General features: G+C 67.8%; 27 protein-coding genes. 12 read left to right on the top strand and 15 right to left on the bottom strand.

Annotation, left to right across the window (positions count from 1 at the left end):
- Window positions 1–293: 293 nt before the first annotated feature.
- Window positions 294–1184: a LysR family transcriptional regulator gene (locus ACFOSH_RS33385; protein WP_378243793.1), complete on the bottom strand. Its 891-nt coding sequence runs from the start codon at window positions 1182–1184 to the stop codon at window positions 294–296.
- Between the two features lie 79 nt (window positions 1185–1263).
- Between ACFOSH_RS33385 and ACFOSH_RS33390 the strand changes: the two genes are divergently transcribed.
- On the top strand, window positions 1264–2166 hold the full coding sequence (locus tag ACFOSH_RS33390; protein ID WP_378243795.1) for an EamA family transporter: 903 nt from the start codon (window positions 1264–1266) through the stop codon (window positions 2164–2166).
- Between the two features lie 61 nt (window positions 2167–2227).
- A complete protein-coding gene (locus tag ACFOSH_RS33395) occupies window positions 2228–2536 on the top strand; it encodes a hypothetical protein (protein ID WP_378243797.1) in 309 nt (102 codons plus the stop codon).
- On the opposite strand, the gene ACFOSH_RS33400 is transcribed toward ACFOSH_RS33395, so the two are convergent.
- Together ACFOSH_RS33400 and ACFOSH_RS33405 are read right to left on the bottom strand one after the other, a co-directional pair.
- Window positions 2520–3410, bottom strand: a complete 891-nt coding sequence (locus tag ACFOSH_RS33400; protein WP_378243799.1) for an oxidoreductase — start codon at window positions 3408–3410, stop codon at window positions 2520–2522. The two genes, ACFOSH_RS33395 and ACFOSH_RS33400, sit on opposite strands and share 17 nt — an antisense overlap.
- Window positions 3407–3646 (bottom strand): hypothetical protein, encoded by a 240-nt coding sequence (locus ACFOSH_RS33405; RefSeq protein ID WP_378243801.1) that lies wholly within the window; start codon window positions 3644–3646, stop codon window positions 3407–3409. The genes ACFOSH_RS33400 and ACFOSH_RS33405 overlap by 4 nt, the downstream gene beginning before the upstream one ends.
- Before the next feature lie 74 nt (window positions 3647–3720).
- On the opposite strand from ACFOSH_RS33405, the gene ACFOSH_RS33410 reads away from it, so the two are divergent.
- The 3 genes from ACFOSH_RS33410 to rraA all read left to right on the top strand — a co-directional run bounded on the left by ACFOSH_RS33410 (window position 3721) and on the right by rraA (window position 5387).
- On the top strand, window positions 3721–4320 hold the full coding sequence (locus ACFOSH_RS33410) for a TetR/AcrR family transcriptional regulator (protein WP_378243803.1): 600 nt from the start codon (window positions 3721–3723) through the stop codon (window positions 4318–4320).
- Between the two features lie 135 nt (window positions 4321–4455).
- Window positions 4456–4905, top strand: a complete 450-nt coding sequence (locus ACFOSH_RS33415) for a hypothetical protein (protein ID WP_378243804.1) — start codon at window positions 4456–4458, stop codon at window positions 4903–4905.
- Complete coding sequence (gene rraA, locus ACFOSH_RS33420) at window positions 4902–5387, top strand: ribonuclease E activity regulator RraA (protein WP_378243806.1); 486 nt, start codon at window positions 4902–4904, stop codon at window positions 5385–5387. Before ACFOSH_RS33415 ends, rraA begins: the two co-directional genes overlap by 4 nt.
- A gap of 6 nt (window positions 5388–5393) precedes the next feature.
- Here the strand turns inward: rraA and ACFOSH_RS33425 are convergent, their stop codons facing one another.
- Window positions 5394–6287 carry an NADP-dependent oxidoreductase gene (locus ACFOSH_RS33425; RefSeq protein ID WP_378243808.1) on the bottom strand — a complete coding sequence of 298 codons (894 nt, stop codon included), beginning with the start codon at window positions 6285–6287 and terminating at the stop codon, window positions 5394–5396.
- A gap of 70 nt (window positions 6288–6357) precedes the next feature.
- Here ACFOSH_RS33425 and ACFOSH_RS33430 point away from each other — a divergent pair, with 70 nt between their 5' ends.
- On the top strand, window positions 6358–6954 hold the full coding sequence (locus tag ACFOSH_RS33430) for a TetR/AcrR family transcriptional regulator (RefSeq protein ID WP_378243810.1): 597 nt from the start codon (window positions 6358–6360) through the stop codon (window positions 6952–6954).
- Here ACFOSH_RS33430 and ACFOSH_RS33435 read toward each other — a convergent pair.
- Genes ACFOSH_RS33435 through cmtR form a run of 4 tightly spaced genes read right to left on the bottom strand, consistent with a single transcriptional unit; the run spans window position 6938 to window position 9017 of the window.
- On the bottom strand, window positions 6938–7363 hold the full coding sequence (locus tag ACFOSH_RS33435; protein WP_378243812.1) for a hypothetical protein: 426 nt from the start codon (window positions 7361–7363) through the stop codon (window positions 6938–6940). The genes ACFOSH_RS33430 and ACFOSH_RS33435 overlap by 17 nt on opposite strands.
- A gap of 43 nt (window positions 7364–7406) precedes the next feature.
- Window positions 7407–8018, bottom strand: a complete 612-nt coding sequence (locus tag ACFOSH_RS33440) for a class I SAM-dependent methyltransferase (RefSeq protein ID WP_378243814.1) — start codon at window positions 8016–8018, stop codon at window positions 7407–7409.
- Window positions 8019–8028: 10 nt separating this feature from the next.
- Window positions 8029–8682, bottom strand: coding sequence for a cation transporter (locus ACFOSH_RS33445; protein WP_378243816.1), 654 nt, complete (start codon window positions 8680–8682; stop codon window positions 8029–8031).
- Window positions 8679–9017, bottom strand: coding sequence for a Cd(II)/Pb(II)-sensing metalloregulatory transcriptional regulator CmtR (cmtR, locus tag ACFOSH_RS33450; RefSeq protein ID WP_378243818.1), 339 nt, complete (start codon window positions 9015–9017; stop codon window positions 8679–8681). Before cmtR ends, ACFOSH_RS33445 begins: the two co-directional genes overlap by 4 nt.
- 497 nt (window positions 9018–9514) lie before the next feature.
- Here cmtR and ACFOSH_RS33455 point away from each other — a divergent pair, with 497 nt between their 5' ends.
- From ACFOSH_RS33455 to ACFOSH_RS33470, 4 genes are read left to right on the top strand one after another with little or no spacing between them, the layout of a single operon-like run.
- Window positions 9515–10936 carry a family 2B encapsulin nanocompartment shell protein gene (locus tag ACFOSH_RS33455; protein WP_378243820.1) on the top strand — a complete coding sequence of 474 codons (1422 nt, stop codon included), beginning with the start codon at window positions 9515–9517 and terminating at the stop codon, window positions 10934–10936.
- Complete coding sequence (locus tag ACFOSH_RS33460) at window positions 10933–12321, top strand: family 2B encapsulin nanocompartment shell protein (protein ID WP_378243822.1); 1389 nt, start codon at window positions 10933–10935, stop codon at window positions 12319–12321. Before ACFOSH_RS33455 ends, ACFOSH_RS33460 begins: the two co-directional genes overlap by 4 nt.
- 53 nt (window positions 12322–12374) lie before the next feature.
- The gene (locus tag ACFOSH_RS33465) at window positions 12375–13238 is read left to right on the top strand and encodes a geranyl diphosphate 2-C-methyltransferase (RefSeq protein ID WP_378243824.1); all 864 of its coding nucleotides are present in this window, start codon (window positions 12375–12377) and stop codon (window positions 13236–13238) included.
- Between the two features lie 26 nt (window positions 13239–13264).
- Window positions 13265–14410: a family 2 encapsulin nanocompartment cargo protein terpene cyclase gene (locus ACFOSH_RS33470; protein WP_378243826.1), complete on the top strand. Its 1146-nt coding sequence runs from the start codon at window positions 13265–13267 to the stop codon at window positions 14408–14410.
- A 30-nt stretch (window positions 14411–14440) separates the two neighbouring features.
- On the opposite strand, the gene ligA is transcribed toward ACFOSH_RS33470, so the two are convergent.
- From ligA to ACFOSH_RS33485, 3 genes are all read right to left on the bottom strand, one after another.
- Window positions 14441–16432, bottom strand: a complete 1992-nt coding sequence (gene ligA / locus ACFOSH_RS33475; RefSeq protein WP_378243828.1) for an NAD-dependent DNA ligase LigA — start codon at window positions 16430–16432, stop codon at window positions 14441–14443.
- Window positions 16433–16486: 54 nt separating this feature from the next.
- The gene (locus ACFOSH_RS33480; RefSeq protein WP_378243866.1) at window positions 16487–17584 is read right to left on the bottom strand and encodes a calcium:proton antiporter; all 1098 of its coding nucleotides are present in this window, start codon (window positions 17582–17584) and stop codon (window positions 16487–16489) included.
- A gap of 65 nt (window positions 17585–17649) precedes the next feature.
- A complete protein-coding gene (locus tag ACFOSH_RS33485; RefSeq protein WP_378243830.1) occupies window positions 17650–18186 on the bottom strand; it encodes a TetR/AcrR family transcriptional regulator in 537 nt (178 codons plus the stop codon).
- A gap of 77 nt (window positions 18187–18263) precedes the next feature.
- On the opposite strand from ACFOSH_RS33485, the gene ACFOSH_RS33490 reads away from it, so the two are divergent.
- On the top strand, window positions 18264–19715 hold the full coding sequence (locus tag ACFOSH_RS33490) for an aldehyde dehydrogenase (RefSeq protein ID WP_378243832.1): 1452 nt from the start codon (window positions 18264–18266) through the stop codon (window positions 19713–19715).
- Window positions 19716–19728: 13 nt separating this feature from the next.
- Here ACFOSH_RS33490 and ACFOSH_RS33495 read toward each other — a convergent pair whose 3' ends face one another.
- Complete coding sequence (locus ACFOSH_RS33495; RefSeq protein ID WP_378243834.1) at window positions 19729–19980, bottom strand: hypothetical protein; 252 nt, start codon at window positions 19978–19980, stop codon at window positions 19729–19731.
- A gap of 349 nt (window positions 19981–20329) precedes the next feature.
- On the opposite strand from ACFOSH_RS33495, the gene ACFOSH_RS33500 reads away from it, so the two are divergent.
- Window positions 20330–20809 carry a hypothetical protein gene (locus tag ACFOSH_RS33500; protein WP_378243836.1) on the top strand — a complete coding sequence of 160 codons (480 nt, stop codon included), beginning with the start codon at window positions 20330–20332 and terminating at the stop codon, window positions 20807–20809.
- Window positions 20810–20871: 62 nt separating this feature from the next.
- On the opposite strand, the gene ACFOSH_RS33505 is transcribed toward ACFOSH_RS33500, so the two are convergent.
- The 3 genes from ACFOSH_RS33505 to ACFOSH_RS33515 all read right to left on the bottom strand — a co-directional run bounded on the left by ACFOSH_RS33505 (window position 20872) and on the right by ACFOSH_RS33515 (window position 23961).
- Window positions 20872–22320, bottom strand: coding sequence for a trypsin-like serine protease (locus ACFOSH_RS33505; protein ID WP_378243838.1), 1449 nt, complete (start codon window positions 22318–22320; stop codon window positions 20872–20874).
- 153 nt (window positions 22321–22473) lie between these two features.
- On the bottom strand, window positions 22474–22761 hold the full coding sequence (locus ACFOSH_RS33510) for a hypothetical protein (RefSeq protein WP_378243840.1): 288 nt from the start codon (window positions 22759–22761) through the stop codon (window positions 22474–22476).
- Window positions 22762–23454: 693 nt separating this feature from the next.
- The gene (locus ACFOSH_RS33515) at window positions 23455–23961 is read right to left on the bottom strand and encodes a DinB family protein (protein ID WP_378243842.1); all 507 of its coding nucleotides are present in this window, start codon (window positions 23959–23961) and stop codon (window positions 23455–23457) included.
- Window positions 23962–23972: the final 11 nt, after the last annotated feature.

A 23972-nucleotide genomic window follows, 5' to 3' on the forward strand; every position in this document is an offset into this window, starting at 1 on the left:
ACTCAACGCTCGGATACTTGACACCCCAAGAATACGAGCTAGGATACAGAAACATCAACGAAATCGCGGCCTAAACCCGCGTCCACAAAAGCGGGAACACTCCAAGTTGTAACCTTCGCCCAGGTCAGTGCCAGGCAGGCACGTACGGTTCGTTCTATTGAGGGGTAAGGCAGAGGTGTCGTGTCGGTCGGGGTGGTCGTGAGTGGTAAGTGGGGTTAGAACGACACTTGCCACTCACGACCACCCGCACCGAAGCCCCCGCCGACTCCGGCATGACACCTTTGCCTTACCCCTCAAAAATAACCGTCCTCACCACTCACGACACCCAGTATCTCCAGGAAGGCCTTCGCCGCCGGAGTGACCGTGAACCGGTTCCAGACGAGGTGTTCGATCCGCGCGGGCGCGTCCGTCACCGGCACGGTGACCACGCCGGTCAGGTTCGGCACGTACTTCGACGGCAGCAGCGCCACCCCCAGGCCCTGGTGGATGAGCCGCGCCATGAAGTCGGCGGCCGTCACCTCGAAGGCCACCTCCCGCGACACCTTCGCCGCGGCGAAGGCCTGATCCGTCTGGGCTCGTCCCGCCGACCCGACAGGGAAGTCCACGAACACCTCCGACGAAAGCCGCTTCAAGTCCACCGAGGACTCTCCGGCGAGTGGATGACCGGGCGCGACGACGGCGATCAGATCGTCACGCCCCAGTTCCCGGGTACCGACGCCCTCCGGCCGGTCGGACACCGGCAGGCCGAGGAACGCGACCTCGATCGCACCGTCCTTGATCTGCTCCACCAGGAGTCCGCTCGCCCCGACCCGCAGCCCGATCCGGACGTGCGGGTACCGGTGGCGGAACGTCTGCAGCGCGGCCGGTACGTCGACCGCCGCGACGGTCGGGATGACGCCGACGGTGAGCCGCCCGCGGATCTCGCCGACGGCCGCGGCGACCTCCGAACCCGCCCGTTCGGCGGCGTCGAGACATTGGCGGGCCGCGGGCAGAAAAGCCTCGCCCGCGGCGGTGAGCCGCACCCGACGGCTCGTGCGCTCGAACAGCCGGGCGCCGAGTTCCCGTTCCAGCCGCGCGATCTGGTGGCTCAGCGCCGACTGCACGACGAGACACCGTTCCGCGGCGCGCGTGAAACTGTTCGTCTCCGCCACCGCCACGACGTACCGCATTTGCTGAAGCTCCATGGATCCATCTTGGATCAAGATGGATCAAGTGACAAACATGTGTTGGACTCATCGATCCTCAGCGCCGAAGCTGAGAAGCGTGAAAGCACTGACGACCACACCGCTCGCCGCCGGACTGGCAGGTACCGCGCTGACCGCGTTCGCTCCCGTGGTCTGGGGAACGACCTATGTGGTCACCACCGAACTCCTCCCGCCGGGGCATCCGCTGTTCGCCGGGCTCATGCGTGCCCTGCCCGCGGGCCTGATCGCGCTGGCCATCACCCGCACCCTCCCGCGCGGGACCTGGTGGCTGAAGGCCGCCGCGCTCGGCGTCCTCAACATCGGGATGTTCTTCCCCCTGCTGTTCCTCGCCGCCGAACGGCTGCCCGGCGGGGTCGCCGCCACCCTCGGCGCCGCCCAGCCGCTCCTGGTCGCGATCCTCGCCGTGGCCGTGCTGCGGCAGAGCCCGTCCGCGTGGCGGTTCGCCTGGGGGATCGTCGGGATCGTGGGGGTCGGGCTGGTCGTGATCGGACCCGCGGCGGGTTTCGACCTCGTCGGCGTTTTCGCCGGCCTCGGGGGCGCCGCGACCATGGCGCTCGGCGTCACGCTCACCAAACGGTGGGGACGCCCGGCCGACGTCGGACCGACGGCGTTCGCCTCGTGGCAGCTCACCGCGGGCGGGCTGTTCCTGTTGCCGGTGACCTTCCTGCTCGAAGGCGCGCCGCCCGCGATCGACCTGAACGCGGGACTCGGCTACCTCTGGCTCGGCCTGATCGGCGGCCTGCTCGCGTACGTCCTGTGGTTCCGCGGAATCACGTCCTTGCCGGTCACCTCGGTCGCCGTCCTCGGCCTGCTTTCGCCGATGGTCGCCGCGGTACTCGGTGCCGCGCTGCTCGGCCAGTCGCTCGGCCTGATCCAGCTCGCCGGTTTCGCCCTCGCCCTGGCCTCGATCGTCGCCGGCCAGATCACCCCGAAGGCCAAGAAGGAAGGTGTCGTCCGATGAAGATCGCCGTTGTCGGAGCGCCGGGCATGACAGGCTCCCGCGTGGAGGAGTCGACGCCGTCGTGGGCGCGACGAGACCGGCGCCCGGCGCGGAAGGCACGGTCGCCGCCACCGTCACCGCCCTGCTCGACGCCGCGGCCGGCACTGCACAGCTCCAAGCCTGCGAGGCGCACGCAGGCGACTGCGTGTACCTCAGCCCGCCCGCGATACTCGAACCCGGCGTCCGGACCGGCGCCTACCGGCGAGGGACGACGACCATCCTCGCCGCGGCCGACGGATCGTCCCGGATCTCGGCGGAGGATCTCGCCGTCGCCATCGTGGACGAACTCGAGAATCCGGGCCGGGACAGACACTTCACCGCCGGATACTGAACTCGTACCGGACGCCGGTGCGGTTTTCGGAGACCTCCCACAGCCGTCGGGCGGTGTGCGGGTCGGTGGCGTCGCGGGCGGGCCGGAGCTGCACCGGAGCGCCGAACATCCCGGTGCGGCCTCCAGGCCCGAAGAACTGGCCACCTTCGACCTCCTGAGCGGTCGCCGCGTGCAGCTGGCTCGACGCGCCCCGCTCGGCGGGTTGCGCCACCAGCGCGTTGCCGATCCGCAGCAGCAGCCCGCCGACCCCGCCCGCGCTGGAGGACGGCAGGTTCGTCGAAGCGAAGCCGGGATGTGCCACCAAACTCGCCACCGGTGCTTCGTCCGCGCGGAGCAGGCGGTCCAGCTCGAATCCGAAAAGGACGTTGGCGAGCTTGGACTGCCGGTAGGCCTTGAGCGGCCGGTACGACCGCTCGCCGTCGAGATCGTCGAAGTCGATGGTCCCGTGGCGATAAGCCTCCGAGCTGACAGTCACCACCCGGGCGCCGGTACCTCGCCGCAGCAGCGGGAGCAGCCGTCCCGTGAGCGCGAAATGGCCGAGGTGGTTGACCCCGAAGTGCGACTCGAACCCTTGTGCTGTCAAGGAACGTGATGCCATCCCGATCCCGGCGTTGTTGACCAGCAGGTCGATCGGCGCATCACGACGGACGAGCTTGCCGGCGAATTCCCGCACGGACTCGAGATCCGCCAGGTCCAGCCGCAGCACCTCGAGTTCGCCGGTGGCCTCGGCACGTAGCCGATCGCGAGCCGCCAGGCCCCTGCGCTCGTCGCGCGAAGCCATGACGACGGAAACGCCGCGAGTCGCCAGTGCCCGGCAGGTCTCGTACCCGAGTCCGCTGTTGGCGCCCGTGACGACCGCCGTGCGGCCGGTCATCGCAACCGCCAAAAAGGCTCGGGAGGGTCGCCCGGCGAGGGTGTCTCCGGGCTTCGTTCGGCTTCGATCTGGATCTCGATGTTGGTCTTGTGCGAGATCGGATCCCAGATCTCCTCGATCGGCGCCAGCAAGGATTGGCTCACGCCGCGGCTGCGGGCTCGCGCGGCGTACCAAGCGAACCCGGCCAGGAAGAGGGGAAGGCTGAGAAACGCCGCCACGGGTGCCAGGAATTCCATGCCAAGGACGATACAGTAACATCGTGTTTCCAGAAACGTACTGTTACTGAAAAGGGCTGCCGAAGGGGCGGGCGATGATCAGGCTGACGCGGGCCGAGCAGCAGCAACGCACCCACGACCACCTGCTCGACGCCGGGCGTCAGGTCTTCCTGCGGCGCGGTTTCCTGGCGGCGACGGTCGAAGAGATCGCGGCCGACGCCGGCTACACCCGTGGCGCCGTCTACAAGCACTTCGGCGGCAAGGAAGGGCTGTGGCTCGCGATCATCGAGGCCGACGCGGACGGTCATCTCCAGGGTTTACGGGAAGCTATCGCCCGGGCTGCCGGCCGCGAAGAGGTGATCGCGGCGCTGAATCCCGCCGACGTGGCGGACAAGGACGCGGCGAAGTGGAGCGCGGCGGCCGCGGAAGTGCTCGCCGCGACGGCGCAGCAGCCGGAAACCGCCGCCCTGATCGCCGCCATCCAGCGACGTCACGACGACGAGGTGGTGGCCCTGCTCGCCGAGCACTCCCGGCGTCTGGGCCTCGAGCCCGCGATGCCGCTGGATCAGGCCGTCGTCATGCTGGGTGCCTTGGGGATCGGGCTCGCCCTGCGTCAGACGGTCGCCCCCGCGTCGGATCCCGCCGCCATCCTCACCCACGTGCTGGAAACGGTGTTCCCGCCCGAGGCAACGTAGAGGACTGGGCGGACGTACTCCCGGTGAAGATCCGGGGAGGGTTCGATGCACGCGTATCCGTTGCAAGAAGGCGAAGAAGTGTTGTGGACCGGAGCGCCACAGCGCCCGCGAAGGTGGTTTCCGGAGTACACACAGATGATCGAGGTGGTCGGGGCGATCGTCGTCCTCTCCATCCTTTGGGACAGTGGGCCGGCCTGGGCCCCGTTCGTCGGTTTGTTCGCCGGCTTCCTGGTCTTTCTCTATCAGCGCATGACCGACCGGCGATCGAGGGAACTCGCCCTCTCGTACCTGGTCACCACCCAGCGGATCATCTTCGTCACGAACTGGCGGACCGGTGCGGAATTCCGGTGGGTCTGGTTCCAGTATCTCCAGCACTCGCCTTCGGTGAAGGTGAACGAGACGGGCGTCGGCACGGTCACCTATGGCAGCGCCTGGGGCCGCTCGCGGGTCAGGGCCAACGAACTTCGCGGCGCGTGGGCGCCGCCGGTACTGGAACTGCGGGCGATCCCCGACGCCCGGCGTGTGGCGGATCTCATCGAGCAGGCGCGAAACCGGCTGATCGCCACCTACACTCGGTCGCCGTGATCGATTCCTTCACCACCGCCGATCTCGTCGACGAACACGGCGACCGGTTACGCGTCTGCGACACCCAGTTCCGCCAGTTCGGCGGGCACCGGAAGTTCTCGGGCCCGATCCGGACGGTCTCCTGCCACGAGGACAACGGCCTGGTCAAGAAGCTGCTGGCCACCCCAGGAGAAGGCTGCGTCCTGGTGGTCGACGGCGGCGGTTCCCTGCACAGCGCGCTCACCGGCGACATGATCGCGAAATCCGCCGTCGACAACGGCTGGGCGGGTGTGGTCGTCCACGGCGCGGTACGCGACAGCGCCGAGCTCGCCGGACTCCCGCTCGGCGTGAAGGCGCTCGGCACCAACCCGCGCAAGAGTTCCAAGGCGGGCGTCGGCGCTGTCGACGTCCCGGTCGGTTTCGGGGGAGTGACCTTCACTCCCGGCGACACGCTCTACTCCGATGACGACGGTGTCGTGATCCTTCCCGCGACCACCGCCTGAACCGGCTCAGACGACGATGACCCGGCGTCCGCGGGTGTGCCCGGCGTGACTGTCGGCGTGCGCCGCCGCGGCGTCGGTGAGCGAGTAGGACTTCTCGACCGGGATGTGCAGCTTTCCTCGCGAGATGAGGTCGACGGCCTCGGCCAGCGCGTCCGGCACGCTCCCGGCGACACCGGAGAACCGGACGCCGAACTCGGGGGCGCCGAGATCGGCGATGGAGATCACCTTGTCCGGGTCCCCGGTCAGCTCGACCAGTTCGCCGATCACGCCTGACCCCGCCAGGTCGAGAGCCGCGTCGACCTGGCCGAGCTGCCGGACCCGATCCACCCAGCCCTCGCCGTAGGTCGTGGCGATCGCGCCCAGACCACGCAGGTAGTCCTGGTTCGCGTAGCCCGCCGTGCCGATCACCGTGATGCCGCGTTCGCGGGCGATCTGCAGTACCGCCGATCCGACTCCGCCGGACGCGCCGCTGACCAGCAATGTCCGGCCGGGTCGCGCACCGACTTCGCGGATGAGGCGCAGTGCGGTCTCGACCACGGAGGGGTAGCCGGCCGCCTCCTCGAACGTCAGTCCCTCGGGCATCCGGGCCCAGGCCGTCAGCACCGCGAACTCGGCATAGGTGCTCGACCCCTCGCCGAACACCCGGTCGCCGACCTCGACATCGGTGACGCCCTCACCGACCTCGTCCACCACCCCGGCGGCGTCGATGCCCACGCCGGACGGCAGCGCGGTCGGATGGGCGCCCAGGACCTGGCCTTCGCGGACCCGCCAGTCGACAGGGTTCACTCCGGCCGCGCGCACCGCGATGCGCACCTGACCAGGCCCCGCGTGGGGGTCTTCGGCGTCGACCAGCTGCAGGACTTCCGGACCGCCGAACTCGGTGAAGATCACTTGCTTCATGCGATCCACCGTAGCACTAACGGTTAGCGTTTTGGAACTGTTGTTGTTTTGCATCTGCTAGCGTCTCCGCATGACCGTGCCGACCGGACGTCGCGAGCGGAAGAAGGCCGCGACCCGCCAGAAGATCGCCGACACCGCCCTGCGGCTCTTCCTGGAACGCGGGTACGACGAGGTGGGCATCCGTGAGGTGGCCGCGGAGGCCGACGTCGCCGTCACCACGCTCTTCTCCCACTTCGCTTCGAAAGAAGCCTTGGTGTTCGGGCAAGACGCGAACTTCGAGCAAGGTCTCACGCGGGCGGTCGCCGAAAGGGCTCCGCACGAGCCGCTCATCCCCGCGCTGCGTCGTGAGATCCACGCGATGGTGCGGCATTGCACGGCGGACGGCGTCGCCCCGATCTGGCGCATGATCGACGGATCGCCCGTGCTGCGGGAGTACGAAGACTCGATGAGGCTGCGCCACGCGGAGTCGCTGGCGGCGGCCATCGCCGCCGATCCCGGACTGCCGCAGTCCGCGATGGCCTGCCGGACGATCGCGAGGTTCGTGATCGACGCCTATTCGCTGGGCCGGGAGGCGGCTGATCCGGAGGCCGCGGTGGACGAGATCTTCCGGATGATCGAGGCGGCCTGGGACGCCGCCCAACGGCAAGCCGTCAGCTCTTCGGGCTGAGGCAGAGTTCCCTGGCCGCCCCCGGTCCGAGGTCGTAGACGACCGGGTTGCCGTGCTCATGGCCGGTCACGACTTTGCAGTCCGCGGCGACTTCGGACCGAAGGTGCGCGATCACCGTGTAATCGGCCGCCTCGTCCGAACAGTGGACCCGGACGGCGCTGCTGCTGAACTCGCTGTCGCTCTTGGCGTTCTCGTCAGCGGAGAGGCAATCCCCGGGCTGTGCGGAGAACACGTCGGAATCGGCTTCGGCGCCGCCACCGGTGGCGAGCGCCACGGTCACCGCGATCCCGCCGACACTCACGATGAGCGCGACGGCCGCGACACCGAAGATCAGGCTCGTCTTCGGGACCTTCTTCGGCGGCGCGACGGGGTGTTGCTGCCAGATCGGTGGCTGCTGAGGAGAGGTCACGTCACCAGGATCGGCGGCGTCGATGAAATTCCGATGACACCGTTCACTTGCGGGCGACGAGCCGTTCCACCAGACCGAGTTTGAACCGCTCCCGGTGTTCCACGGTCAGCCCGAGGTCGCCGATCTTGTCGAGCGGGCGCCGGAGGAAATGCTCGCCCGCCATCGGCACGGTGACCTTCTCGGTGAGCCATTGCAGGCCGCGGACCACACGCGACGAACTCGCGATGTGGTCGAGCAGGATGAGCCTGCCGTCAGGCCGCAGCACCCTGGCCATCTCCCGCAACGCCTTGCCGTCGTCGGGGATGGCGCAGAGCCCGAGGGTGCAGACCACGGTGTCGAACGAACCGTTGTCGAAGGGCAGGTCGTGGGCGTCGGCCTGCCGCAGTGTCACCGGGTGGCCGAGGCGTTCGGCGCGGCCGCGGGCGATGGCGAGCATCCCGTCGCTGAGGTCGATTCCGGTGAGGGTGACTCCGTCGGGATAGAGCGGCAGGTTCAGGCCGGTGCCGACGGCGACCTCGAGGACGTCGCCAGTGGCCTGACCGCAAGCCCACGCCCGGGAATCACCGAAGAGCTTCCGGTCGAGGAACTGCATCTCCCGGTCGTAGCTCTGGGATTTGCCGTCCCAGTACCGGTTCCATCGCGCTGCCCGGGTCATGACGCTCCTTTCAGCAGCAGTGCTCCCCGCGCCAGGCCTCGCGGCCCTCCTTGATCGCGACGGCGGCGATGACGAGTGCGACCAGCGGATCGGCCCAGTACCAGCCGAAGAGGCTGTTGAGCAGCAACCCGACGAGAAGCACACCGGAAAGGTAGGTGCAGAGCAAGGTCTGCTTCGAATCGGCGACAGCGCTCGCGGAGCCGAGTTCCCGTCCGGCGCGACGCTGGGCGTGGGACAGGAAAGGCATCACCAGCAAGGAGAGCGCCGCCAGCACGATGCCGACGGTGGAGTGTTCGGCGGGATCGGCGCCGAACAGGGTGCGTACCGATTCGACGGAGACATAGGCGGCCAGTGCGAAGAAGGACACCGCGATGACCCTGAGCGCGGTGCGCTCGCGGGCTTCGGGGTCCTTGCCGGAGAACTGCCAGGCGATGGCCGTGGCCGACGCGACTTCGATGACCGAGTCGAGGCCGAAGCCGATCAGCGCGGTCGAGGAGGCGATGGTGCCCGCGAAGATGGCGACGACCGCTTCGATGACGTTGTAGGTGATCGTCGCGGCGACCAGGAGCCGGACCCGGCGTGACAGCACGGCGCGGCGATCCGGGTCCATCGTGGACTTCGGGGCGCAGCAGCCGTCCGCGCAGGAACCGCTCTCCACGCTCATCGGAGCACCTTGAGGCCGGCATCGTCCACACAGGGCTCGGCGGTGTCGACCGCGAGCACGACCTGAACCAGTTCCCGCAGCGCGCGAGCCAGATGCGCGTCCGCCAGCGCGTAGCGGACCTGCCTGCCTTCGTAGGTAGCGACGACCAATCCGCAGCCCCGCAGGCAGGCGAGGTGATTGGACACATTGGAGCGGCTCAGGCCGAGTTGCCCGGCCAGCTGACCGGGGTAGTTCACTCCATCGAGCAGAGCGACCAAGATCCGGCACCGGTTCGGGTCGGCGAGGGCACGACCCAGCCGGGCGAGCGCGGCACCTTGGGTTTCGCATGTCAGCACAGACAGGACAGTACAGCCGTCGCTGACATGTCAGCAAGGGCTGAACGATGAGCCGAGCGCAGCGAGGGGAAGCGGTCACCTGGGGCCACTGACACGACGGAGTGTCCGGACGCGACCCTCCGTTCGGTAGCGGTCTGTCAAGCCATCGTCGAACAAGGACACCCGAGGTGACCCGAAAGGAGGTTGCCCGTCCACTCCAACGGCCGCATGGCAGGCACCCCGAGAAGTTTTCGGCCGACCCCGCATAACACCTCAGAACAATCGCTGGACCGACTGTGTGCGGGCATTAAAGCGCCGAGTAATGGCGCAGAACGCTTTCTCATGCAATGGAAAAAGCGGCATTCGGGTGGGGTTTTTGCATTACCTGAAAGTGCGCTTGTGCGGGCAAAACGCCTTGCTATGTTGATCCCTGCGGGGCCGCACATCGGGGCATGACCGGCACGCCGCGGTTTGTGGATCTTGTTTGTTCACGTGACTATCGAAGGGTGGACCTTGCTGTGACCGTGACCGAATCGGGCACTTCCGCCGAAGGTGTCCAGGGGTCGGAAAATCCGCAGCTGAGTTTGGGCCGGGCCGCCGCGCGCAACCTCGCGACCACGACGAAATCCGTTCCGCAGATGCAGGGCATTTCGTCCCGCTGGCTGCTGAAGATGCTCGATTGGGTTCAGGTCAACGGTGGCGCCTATCGGGTCAACCGGCGGCTCAATTACGCCGTCGGAGACGGACGGGTGACGTTCTCGAAGGCGGGCACCGAAGTGAGCGTGATCCCGGCGGAACTGGGAGAACTGAAACCGCTCAAGGGTTACGACGACGAAGAGGTACTCGCCGAACTCGCGCGCCGCTTCGAACAGCAGGAAGTGGCGGCGGGCGACGTCCTCGTCGAATTCGGGCACCGCGCCGACCGGGTCTACCTCATCGCGCACGGCAAGATCACCAAGACCGGCCCCGGTCCTTACGGTGACGAGACCGCGCTGGGCGTGGTCAAGGACGGCGACTACTTCGGTGCGCAGGCACTCGTCGCCGACGACGGCATCTGGGAGTTCACCGCCAAGGCGGCCACCGCCTGCACCGTGCTCACCCTGACCCGCCAGGCCTTCGAACGCGTACTGGAGCAGTCGGAATCGCTGCAGGCGCAGATCGAACAGACGTCGCAGGACTCCGGGCGCGCCAACGATTTCGGTGAGGCCGAGATCGACATCTCCTCCGGGCACGACGGCGAGCCGCTGCTGCCGGGCACGTTCGTCGACTACGAGACCTCGCCTCGGGAATACGAACTGAGCGTCGCCCAGACCGTGCTGCGGGTCCACAGTCGCGTGTCCGACCTCTACAACCAGCCGATGGACCAGACCGAGCAGCAGCTCCGCCTGACCATCGAGGCGCTACGCGAGCGGCAAGAGCACGAGATGATCAACAACACGGACTTCGGCCTGCTCCACAACGCCGACTTCACCCAGCGCATCGCGACGCGCACCGGCCCGCCCACCCCGGACGACTTCGACGACCTGCTCGCCCTGGTGTGGAAGGAACCCGGCTTCTTCCTCGCGCATCCGCGCACGATCGCCGCGTTCAGCCGCGAGTGCAGCAAACGTGGCATCTACCCGACCGGCACCGACCTCGGCGGGCACAAGGTGCCGTCCTGGCGCGGCGTCCCGATCCTGCCGTGCAACAAGATCCCGGTGAGCCAGACCAGCACCAGCTCCGTACTCCTGATGCGCACCGGAGAAAAGAACCAGGGCGTGGTCGGCCTGCGTCAGATCGGCCTGCCGGACGAGTACGAGCCCGGGCTGAACGTCCGCTTCATGGGGATCTCGGAGCAGGCCATCATCTCCTACCTCGTCAGCACGTACTATTCCGCCGCCGTGCTCGTGCCGGACGCGCTGGCCGTGCTCGAAGCCGCCGAACTCGGCCGCGAAGGATGACCGCCACGACGCCGGAGGCGGACCGCCGGCTCAGTCTCGGCCCCGCGGCCGCGCGGAACCTGGCGACGACCACCAAGACGCCGCCGCAGATGCAGAGCATCACGCCGCGCTGGCTGCTGAAGATGCTGCCCTGGGTCGAGGCGACCGGTGGCACCTTCCGGGTCAACCGGCGGCTGACCTACACCATCGGCGATGGGCGGGTGAGCTTCACCAATGTCGGCACCGAGGTCCGGGTCGTCCCGCAGGAACTCGCGGAACTGGCGCTGCTGCGGGGTTTCGACGACGAAGACACGCTCACCGCGCTCGCCGACCGGTTCGTCCAGCACGAGTATCAGCCCGGTGAGACCATCGTCAGCCACGGCTCCCCGCTCGACGAGGTCGTGCTGGTCGCGCACGGCAAGGTCGCCAAGGTGGCGCCAGGCGAGTACGGCGCCGAAGCCACCATCGGCAGCATGGCCGACGGCGACCACTTCGGTGACGAAATGCTCGCCGGTATCGACCGGAACTGGCCGTTCACCGTCAAGGCGGTCACCCCGGTCATCGTGCTGACCCTGCGCGCCGACGACTTCGCCGACCTCAACGGCCGGTCCGAGGCGATGCGCCGTCACGTGCAGGACATGCTGGCACACAAGGGAAAGCCGCAGAACGCCAAGGGCGAGTCCGAGATCGGGATGTCGTCCGGGCACGACGGTGAGCCGCTGCTGCCGGGCACGTTCGTCGACTACGAGATCTCGCCGCGCGAGTACGATCTGGCCGTCGCGCAGACGGCGCTGCGGGTGCACACGCGGGTGACCGATCTTTACAACGGGCCGATGAACCAGTTCGACGAGCAGCTCCGGCTGACCGTGTCGGCGCTGCGTGAGCGGCAGGAACACGACCTGATCAACAACCGCGAGTTCGGGCTGCTGCACAACGCCGACCTCAAGTCGCGGTTCCAGACCCGGTCGGGCCCGCCGACACCCGACGACATGGACGAACTGGTCAGCCGTCGCCGCAAGACGAAGTTCTTCCTCGCGCATCCGCGCGCGATCGCCGCTTTCGGCAGGGAATGCACGCGCCGCAGCCTGTATCCGGAAGGCACCACGGTCGACGGCAAGGTGGTCGCCGCGTGGCGCGGGGTCCCGCTGCTGCCCTGCGACAAGATCCCGATCACCGAAAACGGCACGTCCTCGATCCTCGCCATGCGGACCGGGTTGGAGGACAACGGCGTGATCGGGCTGCACCAGACCGGCCTGCCCGACGAATACGAGCCGGGCCTGAACGTGCGCTTCGAAGGGATCACCGAGCAGGCTGTCGCCACCTATCTGGTGAGTACCTACTACTCGGCCGCCGTGCTCGTGCCCGACGCACTCGGTGTCCTGGAGAACGTCGAGGTCGCGCGTTGACCCCCCGCCCCGCAACCACCACGAACAACAGGGCTCCAGAAAGGACCACACACGTGACGATCGCCCGTACTCCCGCTCCCGCCAAGGTTCTGCGCACCGAATACCAGAAGTCGGTGGCGTCGTACTGGAACAAGGAGAAGGATCCGGTCAACCTGCGACTGGGCGACGTGGACGGGCTCTACCACCACCACTACGGGGTGGGCGAGGTCGACTGGTCGGTGTTGGAGGGCCCCGAAGACACCCGGGACGAGCGGATCATCGCCGAAATGCACCGCCTGGAGACAGCGCAGGCGGACGTCCTGCTCGACCATCTCGGCGACGTCAAACCGGACGACCGGCTCCTCGACGCCGGCTGCGGGCGCGGCGGTTCCAGCATCATGGCCAACGCGCGCTTCGGTTGCCACGTCGACGGGATCTCGATCTCGGAGAAGCAGGTCGAGTTCGCCAATCACCAGGCGGACATCAGGGGCGTCGCCGACCGGGTGCGCTACCACTTCCGCAACATGCTCGACACCGGCTTCGAAACCGGCTCGCGCAAGGCGATCTGGAACAACGAAAGCACCATGTACGTGGACCTCCACGAGCTCTTCGCCGAGCACGCGCGGCAGCTGGAGTTCGGCGGCCGCTACGTCACCATCACCGGGTGCTACAACGACGTGACCGGTGGCCGGTCCAAGGCCGTCGCGCAGATCGACCAGCACTACACCTGCAACATCCATCCGCGCAGCCAGTACTTCAAGGCGATGACGGCGAACGACCTGGTGCCGATCTCGGTGGTGGACCTGACCGCGGACACGATCCCGTACTGGGAACTGCGGGCGAAGTCGTCGGTGGCGACAGGGGTCGAGAAGCCGTTCCTCGACGCCTACCGCGAAGGCAGCTTCCACTACCTCCTCATCGCCGCGGACCGCGTCTGATCCCGCGAGACCACCGGAGTGAAGTGATGACGGAAAACGGTGCGCTGGCCACTCTGCTGGCCGGTCCGAGCGGACTGGGCACGTCCGCGGCCCGGCTGGCGGCACGGCTGACCGCTGTTCCTCCGGCGGTGGAGGAAATTCCGCCGCCGGAGGCTCCCGCCCTCGACCCCGCGTACGCGTACCGGCCGTGGGGTGACGGATCGGCGCCGCCGCTGTACGTCCCCGTCGCCGAACGGATCAACGATCCGCTCGGTGACGAGGTCGACCGTCGGCTGATCGCGTGGGCGGGGGAGTGCGGGTTCGACGAAGGGGAGTGCGAGCAGATCGGGAAGGCGGGCTTCGGCAGGCTGGTCATGCTCGCCCACCCGGACTGCGAAGACCCCGACAAGCTGCTGATCTCCGCGAAGCTCAACGCCGCCTGGTGGGCAGCCGACGACCTCTACGCCGACGACACCTCACTCGGCGCTGTGCCGGCGGAACTGCCGCCGAAGCTGGCGCTGGCGATGGCGGCCATGGATCCGGTGCCGTCGTTGGGCGAATTCAGCCGCGATCTCGACGAAACGTTGCGGAATGACAGGGTTCTGGTGGCCCTGAACTCCGGGACGGACTACCTGCGGCAGAACGGGACAGCCGCGCAGGTCAACCGCGTCTGCTATTCGACGTTCGCGATGTTCGTGAGCTGGACCGCGTACGCGGCATGGCGCCACAGCGGGAAATACCCGCCGGCGTGGGAGTACCTCGCGGCCCGGCAGCACGACAGCTTCTACACCTCGATGACGTTGATCGACGTCCTCGGTGGCTACGAACTGACGTCGAACCTTTACTACGACCCGCGGGTCCGCGAGGCGGCGATCCAAGCGGGCACTGCCGCCGTGCTCGTCAACGACGTGCATTCGGTCGCCAAGGATCTGGAGGACGAGTCGCCGCCGTGCAACGCGGTCCTGCTGATCGCCGACGACCGGAAGTGCTCGATCGAAGAGGCCACGGCGATCACCGTCGAATTGCACAACGACGTCGTCCAGGACTTCCAGGCGGCGCACGACAAACTGAGCGCGGTGCCTTCCCTTGAGCTGCAACGGTTTCTACGCGGACTGCGGGGATGGATGGGCGGTGGGTTCGAATGGCACTCGACGAGCCCGCGGTACAAGCTCGTGAGTGGTAAAGACGGTTAGAACCGTACGTACCACTCACGAGGCCCGGCGCTAGACGACACCCGCTTCGATCAACTGGCCCCAGATCACGCCTTGGTCCACGACCTCGACTTCGAGCTTCTCGGCCTTGGTGAGCTTGCTCGCGCCGACGTCGGCGCCGGTGATCAACAGGTCGGTGTTCGCCGAAACCGACGACGCGATGGCCGCGCCCGCCCTTTCGCACAGCCGCTGGAAGGTCGGGCGCGGCACCTTCTCGCCGGAGCGGGGGTCGCTGATCGAACCGGTGACCACGACCGTCTTGCCTTCCAGTGGCGCACCGGCCGCGACGACCGGCGGCAGATCCTCTTCACGCACGTCCAGCGAGACACCGACCTCCCGCAGCCGCTCGAGCTCGGGCCGCAGCCGGGTGAGGTGCTCGATCAGGGACGCGGCGACCTTCGGGCCGATGTCCTCCACGGCGACGAGCCCCTCCTCGCCCGCGTCGGCGACGTCCTCCAGCGAGCCGAAACCCGCGCGGCACAACCGTGCGGCGGTGCCCTCGGAGGCCATCGGGATCGCCAGGCCGATCAGCGCCCGGCGCAGGCCGACGCCACGGCTCGCGTCGATCGACTCGATCATGCGAGTGGCGGAGATGTCGCCGATGCGGTCGAACTCCAGCAGCGTTTCCTTGGTGAGCCGGTAGAAGTCCGACGGGTGCTCGAGAATCCCGGCCTCGGCGAGCCGCTCGATCCAGACGCCGCCGATCGCGTCGATGTCCGCGGCCGCGCGGGAAGCCCAGTGGATCAGCCGCCGGACGGTCTGGGCGGGGCAGGCGACGTTGGTGCAGAACAGTTCGCGGCTGTTGCCCTGTTCGGTCAAGGGCTCTTCGCACGACGGGCACACCGACGGCGGCACGATCTCCCGCTCCTCGCCGGTGCGTTTGGCGGCGTCGAGGACACCCGCCACGAACGGGATCACGTCGCCGGCGCGGCGCACCAGCACGGTGTCACCGATCTTGATGCCGCGGGCGCGGATGACCTCCTGGTTGGCCAGCGTCGCCCGGGTGACCGTGGTCCCGCCGACGAACACCGGCTCCAGCCACGCGACAGGGGCGATCTTGCCGGTCTTGCCGACATCCCAGACCACGTCGGCGAGCACGGTGGTCTTCTCCTCGGCGGCGAACTTGAACGCCAGCGCGCCGCGCGGGGAGCTGGACCGGGTTCCGGCGGCGGCGTAGGCGTCGCGATCCGCCAGGCGCAGCACCGCACCGTCGAGGTCGTAATCGAGATCGTTGCGCTGCTGCTCGATGGTCGTGATAACTGCCTGCGCCGCCTCCGCGTCTTCACAGTGCCGCATGTCGGCGGCGGCGAACCCGAGCGTCCGCAGCGCGCCGTCGAGATCGGTCTCCGCGCTGTCGGGCTCCGTGGAGAGATCGAAGGCGAAGAACTGGAGGCGCCGTTCGGCGACGGTGGCCGGATCCTTGGCGCGCAGGGTCCCGGCGGCGGCGTTACGCGGGTTGATCAGCGGTTTGTCCGGGTGGGCCTTGTTGTACGCGGCGAAGGTGGACCGGAGCATGACGGCCTCGCCGCGGACCTCGACCCGGCCGGGCGCGTCGACCTTGTCCGGGACGCCGTCGGTCAACGCCCGCACCAGCATGGTCACGTCGTCGCCGGTGGTCCCGTCGCCGCGGGTGACCGCCCTGGCGAGCCGCCCGTTTTCGTAGACCAGGGCCAGCGACAGGCCGTCCAGCTTCGGCATGACGACCACCGATTGCCCGGGGAAGCGGGTGAAGAACGCCGCGACCTGTTCGGGTTTGGTCGCCTTCTCCAGCGACAGCATCGGGCGTGAGTGCCGAATGGGCGCGTGCAGGACTGCGGGCGCGCCGACCTGATCGAGCGGGTTCGGGTCCGGAGTCAGCTCCGGGTTGGCCTCGATGAGCCCCCGCAACTCGTCTTCGATCGCGTCGTAGTCGGCGTCGGCCACTTTCGGCGAGCCCCGGTAGTAGGCGTCGCGAAGGACGACGATCTGGTCGGCGAGTTCTTGGATGCGGTCCCGAGCGTTCACGGGGCTGAGATTACCCGTGACCACCGACAGAACAGTGTCCGAAGAGGACTCGTGTCACGGGTTGATGGCGAGTACCAGGAACGAGGCCAGCAGCACCAGGTGAACGCCGCCCTGCAGCCGGGTCGCCCGGCCGGGGACGACCGTGAGCACACTGACCGCGATCGTCAGCGCGAGCAACACGATGTGGGTCGCGCCGAGGCCCAGCAGCAGCGGCCCGTCCAGCCAGATCGACGCCAGCGCGATGGTCGGGATGGTGAGCCCGATGCTCGCGATCGCCGAACCGTAGGCGAGGTTGAGGCTGGTCTGCATCCGGTCGCGCCGCGCGGCCCGCGTCGCGGCCAGGGTTTCCGGCAGCAGTACCAGCAGGGCGATCACGACACCGACGAACGACTGCGGGAAGCCTGCCGCGCTGACCCCCGCTTCGATCGCGGGTGATTCGACCTTCGCCAGGCCGACGACCGCGACCAGGGCCACCAGCAGCAGCCCGAGGCTGGTCAGCGCCGCCTTGCGGGTCGGCGGTTCGGCGTGTTCCTCCTCCTTGACGGAGCCGTCGCTGTCGACAGGAAGGAAGAAGTCGCGGTGACGGACGGTCTGTGTGAGCACGAATAGGCCGTAGAGCAGCAGCGAGGCGACGGCGGCGAAGGTGAGCTGCGTGCTGTTGAAGGCGGGCCCGGGAGTGCTGGTGGTGAACGTCGGCAGCACGAGGGTGACGGACGCGAGTGTCGCCACGGTGGCGAGAGCGCCGCCGCTGCCTTCCGGGTTGAAGTGTGTCTCGCCGTAGCGCCGCGCGCCGACCATGAGCGAAATGCCCGCGATGCCATTCATGGTGATCATCACCGCGGCGAACACCGTGTCCCTGGCCAGGGTCCCGGCTTCGGGTCCGCCGGAGGACATCATCGTCACGATCAGGGCGACCTCGATGACCGTGACAGCGATCGCCAGCACCAGTGAACCGAAGGGTTCCCCGACGCGATGCGCGACCACTTCGGCGTGGTGCACCGCGGCCAGCACGGTCCCGCCGAGGGCGATCGCGACGATGGCGACCGGTATCGGGCCCAGGTCGCGGCCCCAGCTCAGCACCAGGACGACGATGGCGAGGATCGGCATGACGGTGGTCCAGGACACGGGGAATCGTCTGCGCGAAGCGGCCATGACGTCACCCTCGCACACCCTGAGTGACATCGCCGCTCCATGGAGGGCGCGGGGTGACGAAGTTCTTAGTGGACGCCCACTCCGCTCAGGAAGGTGCCGACGAGCAGGTCGGCGGCGCGCGGAGCGTCCATTTCCTCCCGCGAGGCGAGGTGGAGGAGCTGGACCAGCAGACGGCTCGCCCAGCCGTCCGGGAGGTCCGCGCGAAGGAATCCCTCGTCCGTGGCGCGCCGCAGGAACGTGTCCACTTCGGCGGTGAGCCGGCTTCGGCGTTCCTGGATGGATGGTTCGGCGCGCATCCGGGTCAGCTCGACCGGCCAGGCGCGGTTGACCTCGATGATGCCTTCGACGTAGCGGTGCAAGGCCACGGGGACCGCCGTCTCGGTGAAGCGGGCCGCGCGGACGACGTCCTCGACAGCGGCCAGCCGGGAGTCGTAGATGGCCGCCAAGAGGTCTTCGCGGGAGTCGAAGCGCCGATAGACGGTGCGCCTGTCGACACCGGCTTCGGCGGCGATCGCGCTGATGCTGGCCGAGGGGTCGTGAGCGAGCATTCGCGCGCCCGTGGTCAGGACGGCTTCGAGATTGCGCGCCGCATCAGCTCTCATGGTCGGGAATGTATCACGCGCCTGTGTCGTTAACCGCCATAAGTGCTACGTTAATGTGACATTTAGAGGGCGGAGCGATGATCACGAACGACAAGCTCTTCATCGGAGGCGAGTGGACGACACCGAGCGATCCGGCGCGACTGGACATCGTGTCCCCGCACGACCAGTCGGTTCTGGGCCGCGTCGTCCAGGCGCTCCCCGCCGACGTCGACGGCGCCGTCGCCGCGGCCAGGACCGCTTTCGACGAGGGACCGTGGCCGCGGACCTCGCCGGAAGAGCGGATCGCGGTGCTTCGGCGGCTGAACGCGTTGAGGGAGGCCCGTGCGGATGAGATCGCCGCGGTGATCTCGGCCGAGAACGGCTCGGCCCTCTGGTTCACGCGGGCCGGGCAGCCCGGCGTGGGACGTCTGGCCGTTTCGTATCTGAAGGCGGCCGAGGAATTCGCGTGGGAAGAGACGCTCGCGCCTTCGGACCCGTCCGCGCCGTTCCGCTCGATCGTGCGCCGGGAACCGATCGGCGTGGTCGCCGCGATCATCCCGTGGAACTCGCCGTTCTCGGCGTCGCTGGCCAAGATCATCCCGGCGCTGCTCGCGGGGAACACGGTCGTCCTCAAGGTCTCACCGGAGAACTCGCTCAGCATGAGCCTGCTCGCGGACCTGCTGGCGGAGTCCGGGTTGCCGTCCGGGGCGATCAGCGTGCTTCCCGCGGACAGGGAGACCAGCGAGTACCTGGTGAAGCACCCCGGCGTCGACAAGATCGCGTTCACCGGTTCGACCGCCGCCGGCCGCCGGATCGCGTCGCTGGCGGGGGCGCAGCTGAAGCGGGTCAGCCTGGAACTCGGTGGCAAATCCGCAGCCGTGATCCTGTCCGACGCCGTCCTGGCGGACGTGATCGCCGGGCTGAAGTTCGGGTCGCTGCTCAACAACGGCGAGGCGTGCATCGCGCAGACGCGGATCCTCGCACCGTGGAGCCGCTATGAAGAGGTCGTCGCCGGACTCAAGGAAATGATGGAGTCCCTCGTCGTCGGAGACCCGGCCGACGAGAAGACCTTCATCGGCCCGATGGTGCGGCCCGGCCAGCAGCAGCGAGTACGGGACTACATCGAGATCGGCATCGCCGAGGGCGCGCGCGTGGTCACCGGAGGCTCCGAAGTCCCGGAAGGACTGGACAAGGGCAATTACGTCACGCCGACGTTGTTCGCCGATGTCGACAGCACGATGCGCATCGCCCAGGAGGAGATCTTCGGGCCGGTCCTCGTCGTCATTCCCTACGACGACGAGGGCGACGCTGTCCGCATCGCCAACGACTCGGAGTACGGGCTGTCCGGCGGCGTGTGGTCGGCCGACGAAAGTCACGCGCTCGCCGTCGCACGGCGGATGCGCACCGGGACGGTCACCGTCAACGGGGCGCCGATCGGCTTCGACGGTCCCTTCGGCGGATTCAAGGCCAGCGGCCTCGGCCGCGAATACGGTGCCGCCGGCCTCGCGCAGTACGTGGAGCTCAAGACCGTCACCGTCCCGGCGCGGTGACGGTCGCGAACAGTCACGCGAGACGGGCGTTGGGGATCTTGACCGTGATCCGCTGGTCTCCGGCCACGATCCGCTGAAGCCGGAACCGGCAGAGCGTGTGGAACATTTCGCCCAGTTCTTCAGGGTCGATGCGGCCTTCGAGGTCTCGCCGGCTCGCGTTGAGCACCCGGCTGATCACGGCCGCGGGCACACGGCCACCGAACTCGCCCATCAGCCAGACACCGATTTCGCCGATCTCCTCCGTGATCGTGCGCTGCGCGGTCATCAGCCTTACCCCTCTGCGTCGGAGTTCCGCCGGGCTTGCCCCGGCGAAACCGCGACGTGCGACGGGAAATCCCATGACGGGAAAACCACGAGATTGCTCTGCTCGGCGCAATCGATCTCGCTCACAAGATCCGGGCGCTCACGTTCCGTGTTCCCGGGCCGTCTCGTCGTCGCTTGCACGGAACGGTGCAGCGGACCGGAGCGATCTCCGGGAAAACCCCGATGTGATCGACATCGGCGTGTGCCAGCCTCGGTGATGACCATTGTGGACAGTCAGAGAGGAGGGCACACGCGTAGTGGCCCCACCAAGGGATGAAGCAGTCGAGCAGTGGACAGCGGAGCTGACGGTCTTGACCGAGCTCTACCGGGCCGCGGAGATCGAAGGATCGACGGCGGCGGTGTCACATGCCGGGTGGCATGCCGGGGCCCGGCTCTGGGCGGGGACCGCGAACGGGCGGTTGCTGGCCTACAACGATTCGGGTGTCGAGGCGGAGTGTATCTTCCGGGAGGGAGAGCGCACGCTGTTCAACATCATGAGCACCGGGTACGGGAACGACGTCACCGAGCGCGGGTTCGCGGTGTGGAGTTCGCGGCCGGGAGCGCTGGGAGCGATCGACTCCGGAGTGAGCCGGCTTGAGGTGACCGACGCGGACGGCATCGTCGTCCGGGCCGACATCGTGGCCCACACCTTCGCCGTGGACGTGGATCTGGGGCCGGCGCCCCGGACGGTGGACGAGGTGTTCGCGCCGTGGGAACCGCCGGAGCTGACGGTCCGGGTGTACGGCGAGGGCAACACGTTGCGCTACGAAGGCCTCTTGTTGACCAAGTGACCTGACGTGAAGGCCCTTCATCGCGTCTAGCGCGATGAAGGGGCCTTCACGTACTCAGGAGATCAGCCGTTCGGAGTCGTGATCACGGCGAACTTCGACCCCTGGCTCGCGATCCGCTCGCTGAGGTCGGTGGTGATCGTCTCGATCGGCGCGTAGTTGTTCAGCTCACCGGCCTGGCAGGGGCCCGACCGGGACTGCTGGTTGCCGATCAGGATGCCCAGCGCCGCGTGATCGGCCTGGCTGAACAGCGGTCCGCCGCTGTCGCCCGGACGGGCGCACAGGTCGGTGTTGATGCCGACGTCCGTGGACAGGACCCGGCCACAGCGGGTCCCGACGAGGTAGCCGGCGCCCGCGCCACTGTCGACGGAATCGGGGTAGTTCACCGCGCTCGATGCCGTCCCGGAAGCGCAGACGACCCAGCCCGCCTTGATGTCGGCGAGCTTGTGCGCACTGGTGATGGACTCGTCGACCGAAGTGGCCTGCCGGCCGCACGGGGTGTCACCGTTGCTGTCCATGCCACCGTTGCGGCAGTACTTCAGCACCCGGTTGCGACCGGTCTGGCCTTCGAGCCATTTCGTGGACGCCGCGTCGTTGACGTACGGAAGAGCCGCGTAGTCGTACGGGTACGAGCTCTTCTCGATACCGTGCTGCTGCAGCACCTCGTTGCCGTTGTGCTGTGTCGGCGTGTTGTTGGTCTTCGTCCGCATGCAGTGACCAGCGGTCAGAACCCAGCCCTTGCCGGGGAAACCGCCGCCGGTGGACCGCAGGTTGAAGGCGCTGGTGCAACCGCCCCAGGTGCCGTCGTCCCGCTTCATGTCGAGCCGGAGGCCGCCGCGCATCGGGCCGTAGTTCGTGCAGTAGAGCGGATGGCAGAAACCCAGGTCCACGTTCGGCGTGGACAGCGCGTTCGGATTCGCCAGCACGCGGGAGACCACCACACCGGATTCCGCCGCCGCGGCCTTGCGAGCGGTGTTCACTTCGGCGGTCACGACGTCGCCGGCGGCGCGCACGGCCGCCTTCTCCCGCGCCACCCAGGCACGTTCCCACAGCACGACGCGGTTCTCGGACTCACTCACCGCGGGCAGGTAGACCGCTTCCGGTCCTGCGCCGACCTTCGCTGCGACGCGTTCCTTCGCCGCCGTCAGCTGCTGCAACGAGTGATCGACCCGCTGCGTGCGAACATCGGAACGGCCGGGCATCGCCTTGAGATACGGCTCGGCCGCCGCGGGCTTGGTCATGGCCACGACCAGCTGGCCCTTATCCTGATCGAGCCACATGCCGCCGTACTCGGCGCCTCGATCGCGGCGCAGCAGCTCGTCCAGCTTGACGCCATCGGTCTGCAACTCCAGGCGGCGTAACGCCTCCTGTTCGTTCACCCGGTAGCTCTCGACCAGGTACCGCACCGACTCCCGCACCGAAGCGGGGTCGAGCGGGGTGTGGAACGACTGCACGGTGTCGGCCAACGCCGGGCTGCCCAGTGCCGTGGTCGCTGCCAACAGCGAAACGGCCAAGGCCCCCAGTCTTCTAGCTCTCCGCACGAGATCTCCTCACATGTCAGGGACTTCGCGATCATTTAACCGGAGGACGAGGGAGTGGCGGGGAGAGTTTCCGACAACGAAGGGCCCCGTGCCGGTCTTTCCGGCCGGCACGGGGCGAAAGTCCGGTTACAGACTCGGTTCCCGCCGCTGTTTTCCGTGGCGGGCCTTGACGATCCAGGCGCCGAAGAGGGTCAGGAGACCGACGCAGGTCCCCGCCGACACGCCGACCTCCGGTGTGCTGATCCTGACGACGCCGACGACGACCACGCCGCCGATCGTCAGCAGGAGGCACATCCGCAGTGTCGGAGCCCAGCCGGCGAGCACCGCCATCGCGAGGCAGAGCCAGCTGTCGCGGGTCTGCGCTTTGCGGTGGCGTCCCGTGCTCCTCAGGAGGGGTCGCGCGGCGCGGATCATTTCCGCGGAGGTGGCGACCCGGCGAGGCGGTTCTTCGAGGTGCTCGATGACAACTTTGACCCGACGGGGCGGGCTGTTGTCTGGTGTCTTCGCATTATCAGGCTGTAAGGTCACGGCGTCCTGTCCTTGTTCTAGCGAGCGGGTCAACGGACATCCGCGTGGCCTCCTGTTCCAGCAGGGGGCCACGCGCGCGTTACCGGTTCTTGACTCGGTGCGGCTGAGCTCATCTTGGCGAAAGCAGACTGTGACCGTTCAGTAGTACAGCGTGTGTCGCGCTGAACGGTATGCACGCGTCGCTCAACGGTCTGGGTGACTCCGGAAGCTACTCAAAGTAGTCGGTGGCGCCAAACGGACGAGTGCCGTCAAACAGGTCCGACGGCCCGGCCGCTTGCCTTTCCGGCGTCGAACCAGGTCACCGCGATATGCACCGTCGCACTGATCATCGCAGGTAAAGAGTCATTTTGTGGAGGCTGTGCACAGCGTCTTCGCAGTTTGAAAAATGCTGATCGCAACTCCCTATTACGGTCACCTTTTGCCAAGTTCGGCGAAATTCGAGCACCCATGCTCACGTTGGGTTCACTCGATCGGGCGGTCGAGTGCCTGCATTTGCTTCGTCTGTATCCCAACAGTGAGTCACTGGGCTGATCGGGTGGTGACACTCCGGACATGTTCTCGCGGGAGAGCGGTCGTGGTCTACCGGAGGTCACCTTCGGCGGGGTGCTCGATCTGCTCGCGGAGGATGTCGCCGTGCCCGGCGTGACGGGCGAAGTCCTCGATCAGCAGCAAGTAGACGAACCGCAGGCTTACGTCGCCGACGCGAGGGTGGACCTTGATCACGTCGAGGTCGAAGCCGGCGGCGATCACGCGGGAACGCGCACTGGCCCGCTCGAATTCGGCGATCACGTCGGACACGGTCTCGTCGTCGCCGACGATGAAACTGGCGTCGCCCGGTTTCGTACCGCCATCGCATTCACTCTCGGGCAGCCCGCCGAGGACATGCTGGAACCAGATCCGCTCGGCGACCGCGACGTGCTTGAGCAGGCCGATCGGTGTGGTCAGGGACGTGACGAGACGGCGGCGGGCGTCGTCTTCGGACAGGCCGCGTACCGCGTTGACCACTTCGGCCCGGTTGCGGTCGAGCATGGTTTCGAGGAGACGGCGTTCGGCGCCGGTGGTGACGGGTGGCAACGACCAGGTCATCGTCGGCTCGA

Source organism: Amycolatopsis speibonae (assembly GCF_042647925.1).
GTDB lineage: Bacteria > Actinomycetota > Actinomycetes > Mycobacteriales > Pseudonocardiaceae > Amycolatopsis > Amycolatopsis speibonae.

Excerpts from the sequence above, each read along its gene's own strand:
- ACFOSH_RS33515 (WP_378243842.1), bottom strand. The coding sequence starts at position 23,961 with ATGACCTGGTCGTTGCCACCCGTCACCACCGGCGCCGAACGCCGTCTC.
- ACFOSH_RS33385 (WP_378243793.1), bottom strand. The coding sequence starts at position 1,184 with ATGGAGCTTCAGCAAATGCGGTACGTCGTGGCGGTGGCGGAGACGAAC.
- ACFOSH_RS33440 (WP_378243814.1), bottom strand. The coding sequence starts at position 8,018 with ATGACCCGGGCAGCGCGATGGAACCGGTACTGGGACGGCAAATCCCAG.
- ACFOSH_RS33485 (WP_378243830.1), bottom strand. The coding sequence starts at position 18,186 with ATGAGAGCTGATGCGGCGCGCAATCTCGAAGCCGTCCTGACCACGGGC.
- ACFOSH_RS33470 (WP_378243826.1), top strand. The coding sequence starts at position 13,265 with ATGACGGAAAACGGTGCGCTGGCCACTCTGCTGGCCGGTCCGAGCGGA.
- ACFOSH_RS33445 (WP_378243816.1), bottom strand. The coding sequence starts at position 8,682 with ATGAGCGTGGAGAGCGGTTCCTGCGCGGACGGCTGCTGCGCCCCGAAG.
- ACFOSH_RS33425 (WP_378243808.1), bottom strand. The coding sequence starts at position 6,287 with ATGAAGCAAGTGATCTTCACCGAGTTCGGCGGTCCGGAAGTCCTGCAG.
- ACFOSH_RS33480 (WP_378243866.1), bottom strand. The coding sequence starts at position 17,584 with ATGGCCGCTTCGCGCAGACGATTCCCCGTGTCCTGGACCACCGTCATG.
- ACFOSH_RS33400 (WP_378243799.1), bottom strand. The coding sequence starts at position 3,410 with ATGACCGGCCGCACGGCGGTCGTCACGGGCGCCAACAGCGGACTCGGG.
- ACFOSH_RS33415 (WP_378243804.1), top strand. The coding sequence starts at position 4,456 with ATGATCGAGGTGGTCGGGGCGATCGTCGTCCTCTCCATCCTTTGGGAC.
- ACFOSH_RS33495 (WP_378243834.1), bottom strand. The coding sequence starts at position 19,980 with ATGACCGCGCAGCGCACGATCACGGAGGAGATCGGCGAAATCGGTGTC.
- ACFOSH_RS33510 (WP_378243840.1), bottom strand. The coding sequence starts at position 22,761 with ATGATCCGCGCCGCGCGACCCCTCCTGAGGAGCACGGGACGCCACCGC.
- ACFOSH_RS33490 (WP_378243832.1), top strand. The coding sequence starts at position 18,264 with ATGATCACGAACGACAAGCTCTTCATCGGAGGCGAGTGGACGACACCG.
- ACFOSH_RS33410 (WP_378243803.1), top strand. The coding sequence starts at position 3,721 with ATGATCAGGCTGACGCGGGCCGAGCAGCAGCAACGCACCCACGACCAC.
- ACFOSH_RS33405 (WP_378243801.1), bottom strand. The coding sequence starts at position 3,646 with ATGGAATTCCTGGCACCCGTGGCGGCGTTTCTCAGCCTTCCCCTCTTC.
- ACFOSH_RS33460 (WP_378243822.1), top strand. The coding sequence starts at position 10,933 with ATGACCGCCACGACGCCGGAGGCGGACCGCCGGCTCAGTCTCGGCCCC.
- ACFOSH_RS33430 (WP_378243810.1), top strand. The coding sequence starts at position 6,358 with ATGACCGTGCCGACCGGACGTCGCGAGCGGAAGAAGGCCGCGACCCGC.